This window comes from Bradyrhizobium sp. CSS354 (assembly GCF_029051725.1).
Taxonomy (GTDB): domain Bacteria; phylum Pseudomonadota; class Alphaproteobacteria; order Rhizobiales; family Xanthobacteraceae; genus Bradyrhizobium.
The window spans coordinates 394,002-408,765 of sequence record NZ_JAACFU010000005.1 but is presented as its reverse complement, the minus strand read 5'-3'; the positions used below and the strand labels follow the sequence as shown (position 1 = coordinate 408,765).

The window sequence follows — 14,764 nt, the reverse complement described above, 5'->3', positions numbered from 1 at the left end:
CATGCATATGCCTTCGCTCACCGCGGACTATCTCGTCGTCCTCGTCCTGATCTGCGCCGCGCTCACACTTCAGATGATCCGGCCGCGGCGGAGCGGCCAAACTATCTTCAACGGCGGCATCCTGCTCGCCTTCGTCCTCTCGATCGCCTGTGCGTTACCTGTCCTGTCGCACCTGCCATGGGCCGGATTCATCGACGAGATGGCCGCTCAAGCCGTTGCAGTCACTCATTTTTTGGAAGTCGCCTACGTCATTTTGACACTGTAAAGATTTTGCTTGACCCCGCCTCGCTCCTGACTTATTGATCTTTACACCGTAAAGATAAAGCCTGACCGAGGCGGACCATGGTGATTTTCCTGATCCTCGCGCCCTACGGCGCCTTCACCTTCCTGATGCTGATGACATCAGCCACGATCAGCGTGTTCGCGGCGTCGGCAATCTGTCTCGCGACCGTCACGATCGATGTCGTGCGCGGCCGCTCGGTGAAGATCCTGGCCGTGGGCTCGGCGCTGCTATTCGCCGCAATAGGCCTCCACCTCGCACTGTTCAACCCCGCACTCGGGACGCTCGGTGTCAAGCTGTCGATCGACATCGGCATCTTCGTCATCTCGCTCGGCTCGATGCTGGTCCGCCGCCCCTTCACGCTGCAATACGCGCTCGAATCCGTGCCGGCCGAGACCGCGGCAATGCCCGGCTTTCTCTATGCCAACTACGTCATCACCGGCGCATGGACTGCGGCTGCGCTGCTGATGGCGGCCGCCAATCTCGTGCTGCTCTACGTCCCCGGCCTGCCGCTCTGGTCGAGCCTTGCGGTCGCCTTCGCCGCCCGCAACAGCGCGATCTACTTCACAAAATGGTATCCCGAATATCGGCAGATCAAGTACGGTGCGCCGGCCAGCGCAATGCCCAACTCCCGCTGAACAGGATCGACGATGAAGGACGTATTCGCCCGCCTCGCCTCCGACCTCTTCTCCGCCATCGTCTTCCTGGTCATCTACCTCGTTACCGACAACGTCGTCCTGGCAACGTCGGTGGCAATTGCCGGAGCGATCGCGCAGGTGATCTACGCGCGCGTCAAGGGGCAGCAGCTGAATTACATGACCTATGCGAGCGTCGCACTCGTCGTCGTGCTCGGCACGGTCACGCTGCTCACCAACGATCCCCGCTTCATGCTCGCAAAGCCCTCGATCGCGCATTTCGCGATCGGCGCCATCATGCTCAAGCGCGGCTGGATGCTGCGCTACATGCCGCCGATCGTCGTTGAGACCGTTCCGGAATATGTGACGGCAGCGGGCTATGCCTGGGCGGCGCTGATGTTCGTGATCGGCGCCGGAATGATCGCCGTCGCCTCCACAGGCGATCTGAAGCTGTGGGCGTTCTACATCACGGTCGTCGCGGGCGGCGCCAAGATCGTCGCCTTCGCCGTGCAATATGTCGTGCTCCGCCTCATCGTCACCAGCCGACGGCGTGCCGCCGCCCGCGCCTAAATGCCTCCAACGGAGCGTTAGGCGCGAGCGGCGAGTTGCGCTATACGCTCGGCCGGGACTGGTCCGCGGATCGTCGCGGTCCACCGGGATATGGGAGACGCGAATGGCCGTGGACGGCAACTGGACTCTGACCATGACGACGCCCATGGGCGAGCGCAAGGCGACGCTGAGCCTGACTGCCGCGGGCGGCACGCTTACGGGTACGCAGGGTGCGGAAGGCAATACCGCCGAGATTTTCGACGGCACCGTCAGCGGCGATGCCGTCAACTGGAAGGTCTCGATCACCAATCCGATGCCGTTGACGCTCGAGTTCATCGGAACCGTTTCCGGCGACAGCATGAGCGGGGAGATGGGCATCGGCCCGATGGGCAGCTTCCCGTTCACCGGCACGCGCGCGTAAGCCCGCGCCGCACCGATGCGAGCGCTCCGTCTCATCGCGGCGACGATCCTGTGTGTCGCGACACAAGCGGCGCGCGCGGACGATGCCGAACCGCCGTGGCGGGCGAGCGCGCTCGCCATGATACCGGCAGGTTATGTCGCCGGCACGGCCTATCGAACCGAAGGGTCGACGGGCTACCTCGCCGTTTATCCGACCTCGTCGAACGATCCCAAGTCACCTGCAAGCGTGTTCGCTGCGCGCCAGGCTCTCGTGGTCGCCCTGACGCCGGATGCGACACGCGCAGTCTCAGCCGAATTGAAGCCGCGTAATGGGCCGGATCCTGACAACGACGACACTGAGTTCGCAAAGCTGCACGCCGAACTCGTCGCCAAGCGGTCAACGCTCCCCGACGGCACCGAGCCCTGCGATCTCGGCGCCTGGTCCGTGGACAAGGATCCCAACGGCCTCAACGTGCGTGCCGAACCATCGGTCAAGGCGCGTGTGCTCGGCACGCTTCCGCCACCCTACCGCCTCAAGCTCGGCGGCAGCGAGAACACGCCCGATGGCGGCTGGCTCACCGAATTCCGCATCATCGGCTTCAAGAACGGCTGGTTTCTGATCGAAGGCGCCAAGCCGCCGGGCAAGGACTACGAGGACGACAAGAAATATCCGCGTAGCGCGCCAAAGCCCTATGCCGGACGCGGCTGGGTCGCCTCCAACAAGGTCGGCGCGTCCTACGCCAATGGCGCGACACGCATGGGCGGCCTATTCCAGGCGCCTTTCGTCGATGCGAAGTGGATGCCGGCCCAGCGCGAGCTCGGCGGCCCCATCGACACCGACGGCGGGCCGAAGCACATCTTTGCTTGCAGCGGCCTCTGGGGCCTCGTCGAAAGCGCGGACGGCGTCCGCGGCTGGTGGCGCGGCCTGTGCTCCAACCAGGTCACGAATTGCAGTTGAGCGAATGAGTGCGCGCTTCGAAATATGGGCGCTGGCTCGCCTCGCACACAGGCGTCATCACCGGGCTCGTCCCGGTGATCCACGCCTCTTCGCGATCCCGGAAGGCCGTGGATGGCCGGGACAAGCCCGGCCATGACGAGTCGAGAGATGAACTCTCTCAGCCCAAGTTCAACTCCTTGAAGAAGTCGTTGCCCTTGTCGTCGATGATGATGAACGCCGGGAAGTCGACGACCTCGATGCGCCAGATCGCTTCCATGCCGAGCTCGGGATATTCGAGCACCTCGACCTTCTTGATGCAGTGCTCGGCAAGGTTCGCCGCGGCACCGCCGATCGAGCCGAGATAGAAGCCCCCATATTTCTTGCAGGCCTCGCGCACGGCCGGCGCGCGGTTGCCCTTGGCGACCATCACCATCGAGCCGCCGGCGGCCTGGAACTGATCGACAAAGGAATCCATGCGGCCCGCGGTGGTCGGGCCGAACGCACCGGAGGCGTAGCCCTCGGGCGTCTTGGCGGGGCCCGCGTAATAGACGGGATGGTTCTTGAAATAGTCCGGCAGCGGCTCGCCCTTGTCGAGCCGCTCGCGCAGCTTGGCATGCGCGGAATCGCGCGCAACGATCATGGTGCCGGTCATCGAGACCCGCGTCTTGGTCGGATATTTCGCGAACGTCGCCAGGATATCCTTCATCGGCTGGTTGAGGTCGATCTTGACGACCTCGCCGCCCAGCGACTGCTCGACCTCAGGCAGGTACTGCGCCGGGTTGTGCTCGAGCTCTTCGAGATAGACGCCCTCCTTGGTGATCTTGCCGAGCACCTGGCGATCGGCCGAGCAGGAGACGCCGAGCCCGATCGGGAGCGAGGCGCCATGACGCGGCATGCGGATCACGCGCACGTCGTGGCAGAAATATTTTCCGCCGAACTGCGCGCCGACGCCGAGCGACTGCGTCATCCTTAGAATTTCCTGCTCCATCTCGACGTCGCGGAAGGCGTTGCCGTCGGGCGAGCCGTGTGTCGGCAGCGCATCGAGATAGCGGGCAGACGCCAGCTTCACCGTCTTCATGCAGAGCTCGGCCGAGGTGCCACCGATCACGATCGCGAGGTGATAAGGCGGGCACGCTGCAGTGCCCAGCGTCAACACTTTCTCCTTGAGGAAGGCGAGCAGCCGGTCCTTGGTCAGCACCGAAGGCGTGGCCTGGAACAGAAAACTCTTGTTGGCACTGCCGCCGCCCTTGGCCATGAACATGAACTTGTAGGCATCATCACCTTCGGCATAGATCTCGCACTGCGCCGGCATGTTGTTGGCGGTGTTCTTCTCCTCGTACATAGACAAGGGCGCGACCTGCGAGTAGCGCAAATTGCGGCGCAGGTAAGCATCGCGCGCGCCTTCCGACAGCGCCGCCTCGTCGTCACCGTCGGTGATGACGTTGCAGCCTTTCTTGCCCATGATAATCGCGGTGCCGGTGTCCTGGCACATCGGCAGCACGCCGCCGGCAGCGATGTTGGCGTTCTTCAGAAAGTCCAGCGCGACGAACTTGTCGTTGGGGCTCGCCTCGCCGTCCTCCAGGATCGCGCGGAGCTGCTTCAGATGACCGGGGCGCAGATAGTGGTTGATGTCGCCAAAGGCCGCTTCCGACAGGGCCCGCAGCGCCTCCCGCGACACGACCAGCATGTCTTTCCCCAGGACCTTCTCGACCCGCACGCCCTCGGCCGTGATCTTCTTGTAGGGTGTTTCGTCCTTGCCCAGCGGAAACAGCGGGGTGTGCTTGTAGGGCGGAACGGGCTTTGCGGGGTCGGGGAAGGCGGTGGGAGCGTTCATGGGCTGGAATCTCGGGGTTTTGGAGCCCTCGCATGGGCCCCTTTCATAGAAGCGTTCTAAGCTTTTTTGCCGCAAAGGGAAGGCGCTCTGGTGCGGTCGGGGCATCCCGATTCGGCGACACGGCGAGCTATCTTCGGCGGTTGTCGGCGGACACGAGGCCCTCATGATGCCAGTGAAGACCCTGGGTGCACCCCTTGCGCTACGCGCGGGACGACGGTTGAATGCGCCCGCTAAGGGGCTCTTCATCATGACATTGAACTTGCACGTCCGCGGCGCGATCCTGGTCGCCGCCGCCATCACCGGCCTTGTGACCCTCGCCTCGCCCGCCCGCGCGGACCGCTGCGACGACAGCGCCAAGGAACTGGCGAACCAGGTCGATAGACTCAAGGTGAATTTTCGCGCCGCCAACGTGGTCTACCTCACCCACCCCGCGGCCAAGGAATTGTCCGTGGCTTGCCGTGGCGACAAATATTCGATCGAGCTCTATGCCAAGGGCGATCGCAAGCCCAAGCCGGAGTTCCTGGCGCTGGTGGGGTCGACGGCAGCGATCGTCTTCACCGTGACCAAGGACGATACGACGACGGGCGCGACACGCTGCCTGAAGCGGATGGGGCTCTTGCGCGGCGACAAGATCAGCATGCGTTACCGGCGTCTGAACATGGAATGCACCCGCACCAAGACGGATGCGTCCATCGCGATCACGCGCGGCAAGGACGAATAGGCGGGGCGCCCCTCTTTCCACACATTCCGTCATTGCGAGCGTAGCGAAGCAATCCAGACTGTCTCTGCGGTGACAGACTGGATTGCTTCGTCGCAAGGGCTCCTCGCAATGACGAGGAGAGGTCCGAGAGCACATTCCACCGCACCGGATCCCTCGCATTTTAACGATTGGCTTGAAGGAAATTTCGCGTCTCGCGGCGCAGGGTCAATTGTTTCCATATGTGAGGATTTGTGGATGAGCGTTTCTACCGTTTCGCCGCCGCCGATCGCGATCGTGGTGCCGAGCTACGACACGACCAAGCAGCAGGACGATCAGATCAAGACCAAGGACAACGACCCGACCTATAAGCCGCCGCCGCCTGCGCCGCTGCCGCCGGGTCAGGGTACGCGGATCGATCAGCTCGCCTGATCCGCCGCGTCGAAGATGAAATGCCCGATCCGGTCGATCGGGCTTTTCCCGTGTCCGGCCGCATCTTTGCCGAATAGCGGGACCAAAATCGTGCGCGGCTACTCTGAGACCTGCGCATGATCGCAAGACTGCTGTTGCAGAGCACGATCACCACCGCCGCCATGGGCGCGCTGCTGTTCGCGTCCGCCGGAACCCTGCATTGGCCGTCGGCCTGGGTGTTCCTCGCGACCTCCGCCCTGCTCGGCCCGCTCTGCGGCTGGTGGCTTTACCGGGTCGACCCCGCACTGCTCGCCGAACGTCTGCGGCCGGTCCTGCAAAAGGACCAGCCCGCTGCCGACAAGGTGTTCATGACCGTCTTCGTCGTCGCGATGCTGGTCTGGCTTGCGGCGATAGGGCTCGACCGGCGTACGCGGTCCTCCGACATGCCGTTGGCGCTGCAGATGCTCGGCCTCTTCCTGTTCCTGCTCTCGACGCTGTTCATCCTCTGGGTTTTCCGCGAGAACTCGTTCGCGGCGCCCGTGGTGAAGCTGCAAGCCGAGCGCGCGCAGCACGTGATCTCGACGGGGCCTTATGCCCATGTGCGCCATCCCATGTACAGCGGCATGATCCTGTTCTTCGCCGGCGTGCCGCTGCTTCTGGGCTCATGGTGGGGACTTATGATGGTGCCGCTGTTCCTCCTCTTGTTTGCGATCCGCATTCGCATCGAGGAGCGCACGCTGCGCGAGGGCCTGCCGGGCTATGCCGACTATGTGACGCGCGTGCGCTATCGCCTGCTGCCCGGCGTCTGGTGAGCGCGCGCATCACTCTGTAATTCGCGGAAAGCGTTTCCTCCGATCGACTGACGTCGGCCGAAGCGTTCGCAGGCGCTCTAGCCATCCAACTCGCGGTAGCGGCGGAAGATGCCCTGCTCGTTGAAGGGAATACGGCGCTCGCTTTCGAGATAAGCCTTGATGTTCGGGCGCGCCGACACGCGGTCGTGCATGCCGACGAGGGCCGGAATATCTGTCTCGAACGCCTTCATCCGCTTCGGAAACGCATAGCGTAGTCCCGCGACGAGCTGGAACAGCGAGAGATCGACATAGGTCAGCTTGCGGCCGGTGACATAGGCGCCGCCATTGTCCTGAAGGAGGTGCTCGAAATAGCCGAGATATTTCGGCACGCGCTCGCCCCAGAAGTCGGCGGTGCGCTTCTTTGCCGGCGGTTTCTGATCTTCGTAGTAGAGCGAGGGCCCGAGCGGGTGATGGGTGTCGTGAATCTCGACCACGAAATCGGTGATCGTCAGCTGGAGCTGATGCACCCAGAGTTGACCCGCTTCCGACTTCGGGGCAAGGGCGTGGCGGGCGCCGAGATAGAGCAGGATGTTCGCGGTCTGGCCGATGACGAGCTTGCCGGCTTTGAGGAACGGCGGTGCAAAGGGCGGCGTGCCCTTGTGCGCATCCATCATCTTCATCATCGCAGCTGTGCCGCGTGGGCCACGCGCCATGTCGACGTATGCCGCGCCCGCCTCCTCCAGCGCCAGCCGCACATATTCACCGCGGCCCTGGATCTCGGGCCAATAATAGAGCTCGTATTTCATGGAAGGGTCCGTGAGCGTGGAAGCGACAGGACCAATCTATCACGCGCGACAAGGTTCCGTCAGGATGGGGCGGAAGGGCGGCACCACACGCTCCGTCATTGCGAGCGCAGCGAAGCAATCCAGACTGTCACCCTGGAGGGACTCTGGATTGCTTCGTCGCTGCGCTCCTCGCAATGACGGAAGCCTCAATTCGACGCGAAGCAATAGAGCAAGCCGTCGCCGCCGGTGCTCTTCAGATCGGCCTGCGAGCAGCCGCCATCGGGTCCGCGCGAGGGGTGTGCGGTGTTCCAGGATTTGACCGTCGGGTTGGTCGCAGGGCCGTTGATGTCGGAGTGGCCGAGCATCGCCGCGCCTTGCGTACTCGACGTCCAGTTTTTGCAGGTGCGGTCGTCGGGACCCGCAAACGCGGTGCCGTCGGACTGCGATCCCGTGAGAATGTCGTGCCGGTTAGGCTGGTCGCCATAGCCGTTTACAATCTCGCCCTTCTCGGTCAGCGCTGTCTCCTTGCTGATCTTGTTGGCGCTGTGCAAATCGGCCACGTCCTTGGCGATTTCCACGCCCTTGGCGTTCTGCCACGGTCCCTTGCCGATGCGGTCGCGCGCGTTGACGGCCGGCTTGCCGTCGGCGGCCTGCGTGGAGAGATAGGCGCGCCAGGTCTTACTGCCGGCGCCGCCGGCCAGGGCCAGCTTCTGGCACTGCGCATCGGCCCCCTCCAGACCGCCGAGATCAGCGCCTTTGCCAGGACCGCTGGAAGTCACGAAGAACGTCATGTTCGCCGACTGCGCCTGCGCCGATGGCGCCGCAAGCAAGGCCGCAGCGAGCGCGAGGCCTGAAATCGTCACGGTTCTCTCAATGCGGATCATCCTGTCCTCCATTTGTGTTGTCGTTGGCCGCCAGATTTCAACCCGACGCAGGCCCGCTTATTCCGATGCCGCGATGCGAGACGCCCAAAAGAAAAAGGCCCCGTGCAAGAAGCACGATGCCCTGGTTTTTTCATGTCGTCTGCGATCAGTTGGTCGGCGGGATCGCCGACGATTCCCAGCCGCTTCCCGACTGCCATGTCGATTAATTGCTTCCCGGGACAATGGTGCCGGGCGAGCATACCAAATGGGCCGATCCTCAAGTGATCGTCCAGGGGAGGACGCGGGGGACTGTGGCGGGACCGTTCAGGGCGGTATCCGCGATCACATCGGGGCTGCGTAGCGCGCGGCGCAAGGGGAGATCGTTCATGCACCGGACCACCATCCGCCCAATCACGACAATTGCCGGCCGCGCCACCCTTTGCTGCCTTGCCGTCGGTCTTGCCCTGGGTCCGAACTGCGCCTTGGCCGCGGAACTGCTCAAAGCCCGGCTGGCGCAAAATCTCGCACCGATCTCCGGCCTTGCGATCATCGCCAAGTCGAAGGGAATCTTCGAAAAGCACGGACTGGACATCACGGTTTCGAACTTCACGTCCGGCAAGCAGTGCCTGGACACCGTGATCGGGGGCGGTGCCGACATCGCGACCACGGCGGAGGCGCCGGTCACCGCATCCACGATGGCAAACCAGCCCATCGCCTTCGTCGCCGGGATGGAATATTCCGATCTCAAGACGCTCGTCGCGGCCAAGGCCGGCGTCAAGACCAGGGCAGATCTTCGCGGCAAGCGAATCGCCTTCACTGCCGGCACCGGTAGCGAGGTTTACACGGCGACCTTGCTGAAGTCGGCGGGATTGACGCCCAAGGATGTCACCCTCGTCAATCTGCGGCCGCAGGAGATGCTGCCGGCACTTGCCGCCGGAAGCATCGACGCGATCGACACCTGGGAGCCCCACGTGGCCAACGCGAAGAAGGCCCTGGGCGAAGCCGTCGCTGAGGTGGATACAAAGGGCACCTACTCCGAGACGTTCAATATCGTCGTCATGAAGCCCTATCTGGACGCCAACCCAGTGCTGGTCGAGAAATTCATCGCCGCACTGATCGATGCCGAGATCTGGATGAAAGCACAGCCGGATGAAGCAATCACGACAGTGGCGGACGCGGTTGGAATGAAGCGGGACGAACTCGCTCCCATCTGGGCCGACTATGTTTACCGGGTGCGTCTCGACGACCGGTTGATCGAGATTCTGAAGACCCATTCCGCATGGCGCCTCGAGAGCGGCAACCATCCTCCGGGAGCGGCGATGCCCGACTTCAGCAAGGTCGTCGTCACCGAGCCACTGAAAAAGGTCGATCCCGCACGCGTCACCCTGTCATGGAAATAGCCACCCGCGCGGCCATGCAGGAAGCCACTTCAGCGGGACGCGATATTGCCATCCGCACTGGCGGTCGCGCTCGGCGGCCGAATTCGGTTCGGCTTCGCCGCCTCAATATTCTGGTCGGGGCGCTTTCGCTTCCCTTGTTCATTGGGCTCTGGGAACTGGTCTCCCGTTCCGGGACCGTCAACATGGTGCTGTTTCCGCCGCCGACGGTGGTTGCTGCGGCCGTGCTTGAATGGATACGAAGCGGACAGTTCTTTAGCGATCTGTTGGCTAGCCTTTTTCGCGTCACCACGGGATTCATCATAGGCGGCGCGCTCGGCATCCTGCTCGGTGTTCTCACCGGCCAATTCCCCCTTATCTCGAGCTTGCTGTCCCCGCTATTCCATATCTTGCGGCCAATTCCGCCGATTGCGTTCGTGCCGATCGTCATCCTCTGGTTCGGCCTGTCGGAGGCGGGAAAATTGTTCCTCGTCGTATGGGGCGTATTCTTCACGGTATGGCTTTCGACTCACATCGGCGTGCAGAAGGTCGACCGTGGCCTTATTCGGGCGGCGTTGATGCTCGGCACGCCCCGACGGCAGATGCTGCAGGAGATCGTGCTGTTGGGCGCGCTTCCCTACATTGTGGTCGGGTTGCGCACCGCCGTCAGCATCTCCTTCTACACGCTTGTCGCGGCTGAACTGGCTGGCGCTTTCGCCGGCATTGTCTACAGGATCGAGATTGCGCAGCAGAATTTGCAAACGGGCCAGGTCATGGGCGGGCTCGCAGCGCTCGGGTTGATTTCGTTCATCGCCGACCGGCTGTTTGCGGCTCTTGCCGAACGTATCGTCTGGTGGCGCTGATGTCGGGATCTCGATCGGGCATGAACCTGGCGCTGGCAAGTTCGCCTGCCTCCGTCGAATCGGCGCGGACACAACCGGCCATTCAAGTCTCGAACCTGAGCATCGTTTTCGACACCAAGCGCGGGCAGATCATCGCGGTCGATCGCGTTTCGTTTGACGTGGCGCCTGGCGAGTTCGTTTGCATCGCCGGTCCCTCCGGCTGCGGCAAGTCGACGGTGCTCAATACGATCGCCGGGCTGGAAGTGCCGTTCGAAGGCGAGATCCTGGTCGAGGGCGCGCCCGTCTACAGTCCGCGTCCCGATGTCGGCATGGTGTTCCAGCAGCCGCATCTCTTCCCCTGGAAGTCCGTCCGCAGCAACATCGCCCACGGTCCCAGGATGCTCGGGAAGTCCACGACGGAAGCGTATGCCATCGCCGACGATTTGATCGCGATGGTCGGCCTCAAGCGTTTCGCCGACGCTTATCCGAACACGCTGTCCGGCGGCATGCAACAGCGCGTGGCGATCGCGCGAGCGTTGGCCAATCAGCCCCGTGTGCTGCTGATGGACGAGCCCTTCGGGGCGCTCGACGCACAGACCCGTGCGGTGATGCAGGACAATCTGCTGGCGTTGCGCGACCGGATCAAGGCGACAATCGTATTCGTGACGCATGACATCGATGAAGCCATCGTGCTGGCCGACCGCGTTCTCATCATGAGCGCGGGACCCGGCCGCATCCTGCGCGAAGTCGCGGTCAAGCTGCCGCGCCCACGGTCGAGTTCTGTCATGGTCGAGCCAGCTTATCTTTCGCTCAAGAAGGATTGTCTCGACGTCATCCGCGCAGAAGGGTTGCGGGCGTTCAATCAGTCGGACGCGGACTGATGACCCGGAGCCCTCGGGTCTGAGGCGGACCGCAGCGGGCTGGCATGGTTCTTGAATAGTCGATGCCGGGTCTCACATGCGGAGCCGGCCATGCACAGGGCGAACAGCGCGATTGCGGCAGGTGTGATGCTCGCGGAGTCGGACGATCTCGTCAGACCGCTGCCCGGCTTGCTGGATGGTCTCAACCGGGCTGATTGCAACCGGTTGCGTGCGATCGGACGCGAAAAGATCCTGGAAGCCGGCCAACTGGTTTGGTCTCAGGGCGACGCGCAGGCCGGAATTTACCTGATCAGCGAGGGCCGCATACGCAGCTACTATGCGGCACCGTCGGGGCGCGAAGTCACGCTCGCCTATTGGTTTCCCGGCAACTTCGTCGGCGGGCCCGACATATTCGGGACGGGCCCGCACATGTGGACATCGGTTGCGGCCGAGCGCAGCCGCTTGACGTTCATGCCCGGACTGGCGTTGCGGCGGCTTGCGCTTGAATCGCCGGCAATCGCCGTCGCCTTGCTGGATGCCCTCGCATTCAAGGCGCGATGCTATTCGGCAATGGCTCAGATGCTTGGGACGCGTTCGGTCACCGAGCGGCTGCACAGCTTGCTGATCTTCCTGTCTCACGTCTACGGCGTAAAGCGCGACGGTGAGATCGTCGTCGGCATACCGTTTACCCACGGGGATCTCGCCAACCTCATCGGATCCACCCGCCAATGGGTGACCGTGCAACTCGCGCGGCTCCAGGACGAAGGCGTGATCAGATACGAAAGATCCGTGATTTCGATTCTGGATGTTTCTACGCTCGGGCAGGCGATGGGATAATGTCGGCCCTTTAGCCGCCAGACTTTAATTCGAACGCCGCTCCGTCTGCGCCGGCCTCGAACCGCCGCGCCAGTCCGATCAGCGCGCGATCGTGCCAGGCCGGCGCCAGCAGGGTCACGCCCATGGGCATGCCGTTTGGCAATTTCGCATTCGGAACGGCGACGCCGCAGAGATCGAGTAGATTGGCAAAGTACGAGTAGTAGCCGAGACGATTGTTGAGGGTGATCGGATCACGATGCATCTCCTCCAGTGTGAACGGCCGCGGTGCAGTCGGAACCACCAGGGCATCGATGCCGGCAAAGATTGCTTCGGCGTCGCGACGAAGCCGGTGCAGCCGGTGAATGGCACCAAACGTGTCGATCGCCGAATAGCCGGCGGCTGAGTCCAGCACGGTCCTCGTGACATCAAGCAAGGAGCCGGATTGGACGTCGATGAGCGAAGCGATGGCAGAGTGCCGCTCCGCGACCCAGGGACCGCTGAACATCAACTCCCCGGCCTGGCGGAATGGGGCGAAGTCCACCTCGATCGCCGTTCCTCCGATATGAGAAAAACGCTCGCAGGCGCTCTCGTAAAGTTCGCCGCATTCCGACATGCCGAAGCATTCGAGATCCGCTGGCGCAACGCGGCCGAACCGGAATGATGGCGCCGGCCCGTTGGCGGAGAAAACAATTCTGGGCTGGCGGCTGTAGGGATCTTCGAAATCAAACCCTTCGATGATGTCGAGAATCGCTTCGCCATCGCTGACCGTATTGCAGAATACCGACACGCAATCGATCGTCGGACAGTTCGGCACCAGGCCACGTGATGACACCAGCCCAATGGTCGGCTTGATTCCGACGATGTTGTTGAACCCGGCAGGTATGCGCCCCGAGCCGCCGGTATCGGTGCCGAGCGCAAAGGCGACGTGCCCGGCCGCCACGGCGACCGCGGACCCGGAACTGGAGCCGCCGGCAACATAGCGCGCGTCGGCAACCGACGCGCAGGGGCCGTGGGGCGAGCGCACGCCGGATAGGCCTGTGGCGAACTGATCGAGATTGGTCTTTCCGAGGCAAATTGCGCCGGCCGCGATGAGGCGTTCGACGCTATGCGCGGAATTCCAGGGCGTATAGCTGAACGCCGGACATGCGGCAGTGGTCGGCATTCCCGCGACGTCGATATTGTCCTTCACACCAAATGGAATGCCGAGCAGCGGAAGATTTTCGCCCGTCCGCGCGCGCGCCACCAGCTTATGGCATTCTTCGAGTGCCTCCTGCCGCGGGCGAAGATAGATCCAGCAATTGCGGTCGCGCTCGGCCTCGATCCGGTCATACGCCGTTCCGATCGCCTCCAGCAGCAGGGACGAACTCCTGGCAATGCCTTCGTAGTTTGTCCTGAGGCGCGCGACACACTGGCTCACGGAATATCTCCTCATCCGACCGGCAGGCGCGAAATTGCGGCAGCTCTGCGCGGCCAACAAGCAATTAAGTGCTTCGCCCAAATGGCCGCCTGACCGGAAACGCGCCGCTCAAACAAAAAGGGCGCCGTGCCGAAGCACGACGCCCTCGTTTGTCGCTATACGCGCGATCAGTTGGTCTGCTGGATCGCCGACAGTTCCCAGGCGCCGCCCGGACGTCGGGCAAAGGTCCAGACTTCGGTGGCCTCGCCCGGCTGCTCGCTGCCGGCGACAATTGCGCCGGTATTGCGGTCGAGCGTCTTGTCGGTGAGCGCGAAGCGCAGCGCCACCGTCGCGTAATCGGTCTCGCCTTCGCGCCAGGATTCCGCGAGGTCGCCCTGCATCAGCTTCACATCGCTGACCTTGTTGACGACGTTCCGCGCACGGTTCTGGCCGAGGTCCTGCTCGAAATAGGAGACCATTTCCGGCGTCGCCAGCGTGTGCAGCTTGGCCACGTCCTCGTTGGACCAGGCGGACTGGACGTCGCCGAGCAGGCGCTCGAACGCCTCATAGTCGTCCGGCTTGATCTCGAGCGGTGCGTTGTTGGCGCCGAAGCCGAAGCCGCCGCCAAGACCGCCACCAAGGCCACTACGGTTGTTCGCCTGCGGTCCCGGACCGGCACCGGCTTCAGCGTTGGCATAGGCCGCCTGCGGGGTGTGGCGGCGCTGCCACCAGGACATCGCCAAGCGAACCACGAGCACCACGAGCACGATCTGGATGATCAGGCCGATGATCGACGACATGCCGCCAAGACCGCCGAACAGGCCACCGCCGAACAGCATGCCGAGCAGGCCTGCGCCGAGGAAGCCGGCCGCAAGGCCGCCCATGAAGCCGCCGGCCCGGCCGAACAGGCCGCCGCGCGCGGGTGCGGCGGCAGCCGAATTCATGCCTGCGCCCGGCTGGGTGTAGGTCCGATTGAACTGCGAGGTCGAGCCCGGCGCGGTCGTGGTCGACGGCGGGGCCGAATAGGTGCGTGAACCGCGCGAACCCGACGACATGCCGCCACCGACGCGCGCGTCGGCGGACGAGATCGCCAGCGCAGTCGGCAGCGCAAGCGCCAGCACGACGGCAATCGTCTTGAAGATGCTGCGGGAGCGTTGCGAGAAATTCATGTTCGTTTCCCAGATCCCCGGCATGGGGACGTGTCCCTAAGATGGGCAGCCTTCCGTAAAAAGGAAGCCACTATCGGAACTTATGGCTGCGGCCCTCAGTCGCGGGGATGTGGCAAAAGCCCAT

Annotated in this window: 17 protein-coding genes; 12 read left to right on the top strand and 5 right to left on the bottom strand. The window is 63.4% G+C overall.

All coding sequences use genetic code 11. The features are described from left to right. Position 1: 1 nt before the first annotated feature. The 5 genes from GWG67_RS14765 to GWG67_RS14745 all read left to right on the top strand — a co-directional run bounded on the left by GWG67_RS14765 (position 2) and on the right by GWG67_RS14745 (position 2,821). Positions 2–265 (top strand): hypothetical protein, encoded by a 264-nt coding sequence (locus GWG67_RS14765; protein WP_275170029.1) that lies wholly within the window; start codon positions 2–4, stop codon positions 263–265. A 77-nt stretch (positions 266–342) separates the two neighbouring features. Next, complete coding sequence (locus GWG67_RS14760; protein WP_275170028.1) at positions 343–918, top strand: hypothetical protein; 576 nt, start codon at positions 343–345, stop codon at positions 916–918. 12 nt (positions 919–930) lie between these two features. Beyond that, positions 931–1,485: an inner membrane-spanning protein YciB gene (locus GWG67_RS14755; RefSeq protein WP_275170027.1), complete on the top strand. Its 555-nt coding sequence runs from the start codon at positions 931–933 to the stop codon at positions 1,483–1,485. A 103-nt stretch (positions 1,486–1,588) separates the two neighbouring features. After that, positions 1,589–1,885, top strand: coding sequence for a hypothetical protein (locus GWG67_RS14750; RefSeq protein WP_247497827.1), 297 nt, complete (start codon positions 1,589–1,591; stop codon positions 1,883–1,885). A 15-nt stretch (positions 1,886–1,900) separates the two neighbouring features. Then, on the top strand, positions 1,901–2,821 hold the full coding sequence (locus GWG67_RS14745; protein WP_275170026.1) for an SH3 domain-containing protein: 921 nt from the start codon (positions 1,901–1,903) through the stop codon (positions 2,819–2,821). Between the two features lie 157 nt (positions 2,822–2,978). Here GWG67_RS14745 and GWG67_RS14740 read toward each other — a convergent pair whose 3' ends face one another. Then, entirely contained in the window at positions 2,979–4,634 is a 1,656-nt protein-coding gene (locus GWG67_RS14740; protein WP_275170025.1) for a fumarate hydratase, read from the bottom strand. Between the two features lie 247 nt (positions 4,635–4,881). On the opposite strand from GWG67_RS14740, the gene GWG67_RS14735 reads away from it, so the two are divergent. From GWG67_RS14735 to GWG67_RS14725, 3 genes are all read left to right on the top strand, one after another. Next, entirely contained in the window at positions 4,882–5,355 is a 474-nt protein-coding gene (locus GWG67_RS14735) for a hypothetical protein (protein ID WP_275170024.1), read from the top strand. 234 nt (positions 5,356–5,589) lie between these two features. Next, positions 5,590–5,763, top strand: coding sequence for a hypothetical protein (locus GWG67_RS14730; protein ID WP_007612258.1), 174 nt, complete (start codon positions 5,590–5,592; stop codon positions 5,761–5,763). Positions 5,764–5,879: 116 nt separating this feature from the next. Continuing rightward, positions 5,880–6,554, top strand: a complete 675-nt coding sequence (locus GWG67_RS14725; protein ID WP_275170023.1) for an isoprenylcysteine carboxylmethyltransferase family protein — start codon at positions 5,880–5,882, stop codon at positions 6,552–6,554. A gap of 77 nt (positions 6,555–6,631) precedes the next feature. On the opposite strand, the gene GWG67_RS14720 is transcribed toward GWG67_RS14725, so the two are convergent. After that, positions 6,632–7,339, bottom strand: coding sequence for a glutathione S-transferase (locus GWG67_RS14720; protein ID WP_275170022.1), 708 nt, complete (start codon positions 7,337–7,339; stop codon positions 6,632–6,634). Between the two features lie 185 nt (positions 7,340–7,524). Further along, complete coding sequence (locus GWG67_RS14715; protein ID WP_275170021.1) at positions 7,525–8,202, bottom strand: lectin; 678 nt, start codon at positions 8,200–8,202, stop codon at positions 7,525–7,527. Positions 8,203–8,567: 365 nt separating this feature from the next. On the opposite strand from GWG67_RS14715, the gene GWG67_RS14710 reads away from it, so the two are divergent. The 4 genes from GWG67_RS14710 (at position 8,568) to GWG67_RS14695 (ending at position 12,096) form a co-directional block, all read left to right on the top strand. After that, a complete protein-coding gene (locus tag GWG67_RS14710; protein ID WP_275170020.1) occupies positions 8,568–9,581 on the top strand; it encodes an NrtA/SsuA/CpmA family ABC transporter substrate-binding protein in 1,014 nt (337 codons plus the stop codon). Beyond that, positions 9,572–10,420 (top strand): ABC transporter permease, encoded by an 849-nt coding sequence (locus tag GWG67_RS14705; RefSeq protein WP_275170019.1) that lies wholly within the window; start codon positions 9,572–9,574, stop codon positions 10,418–10,420. Before GWG67_RS14710 ends, GWG67_RS14705 begins: the two co-directional genes overlap by 10 nt. 20 nt (positions 10,421–10,440) lie before the next feature. Further along, a complete protein-coding gene (locus GWG67_RS14700) occupies positions 10,441–11,280 on the top strand; it encodes an ABC transporter ATP-binding protein (protein WP_275170200.1) in 840 nt (279 codons plus the stop codon). 126 nt (positions 11,281–11,406) lie between these two features. Then, positions 11,407–12,096, top strand: a complete 690-nt coding sequence (locus GWG67_RS14695) for a Crp/Fnr family transcriptional regulator (RefSeq protein ID WP_275170018.1) — start codon at positions 11,407–11,409, stop codon at positions 12,094–12,096. Between the two features lie 10 nt (positions 12,097–12,106). Here GWG67_RS14695 and atzF read toward each other — a convergent pair whose 3' ends face one another. Both atzF and GWG67_RS14685 read right to left on the bottom strand, forming a co-directional pair. Further along, entirely contained in the window at positions 12,107–13,492 is a 1,386-nt protein-coding gene (atzF, locus tag GWG67_RS14690) for an allophanate hydrolase (RefSeq protein WP_275170017.1), read from the bottom strand. A 167-nt stretch (positions 13,493–13,659) separates the two neighbouring features. Then, positions 13,660–14,664 (bottom strand): Tim44-like domain-containing protein, encoded by a 1,005-nt coding sequence (locus GWG67_RS14685; RefSeq protein WP_275170016.1) that lies wholly within the window; start codon positions 14,662–14,664, stop codon positions 13,660–13,662. Positions 14,665–14,764: the final 100 nt, after the last annotated feature.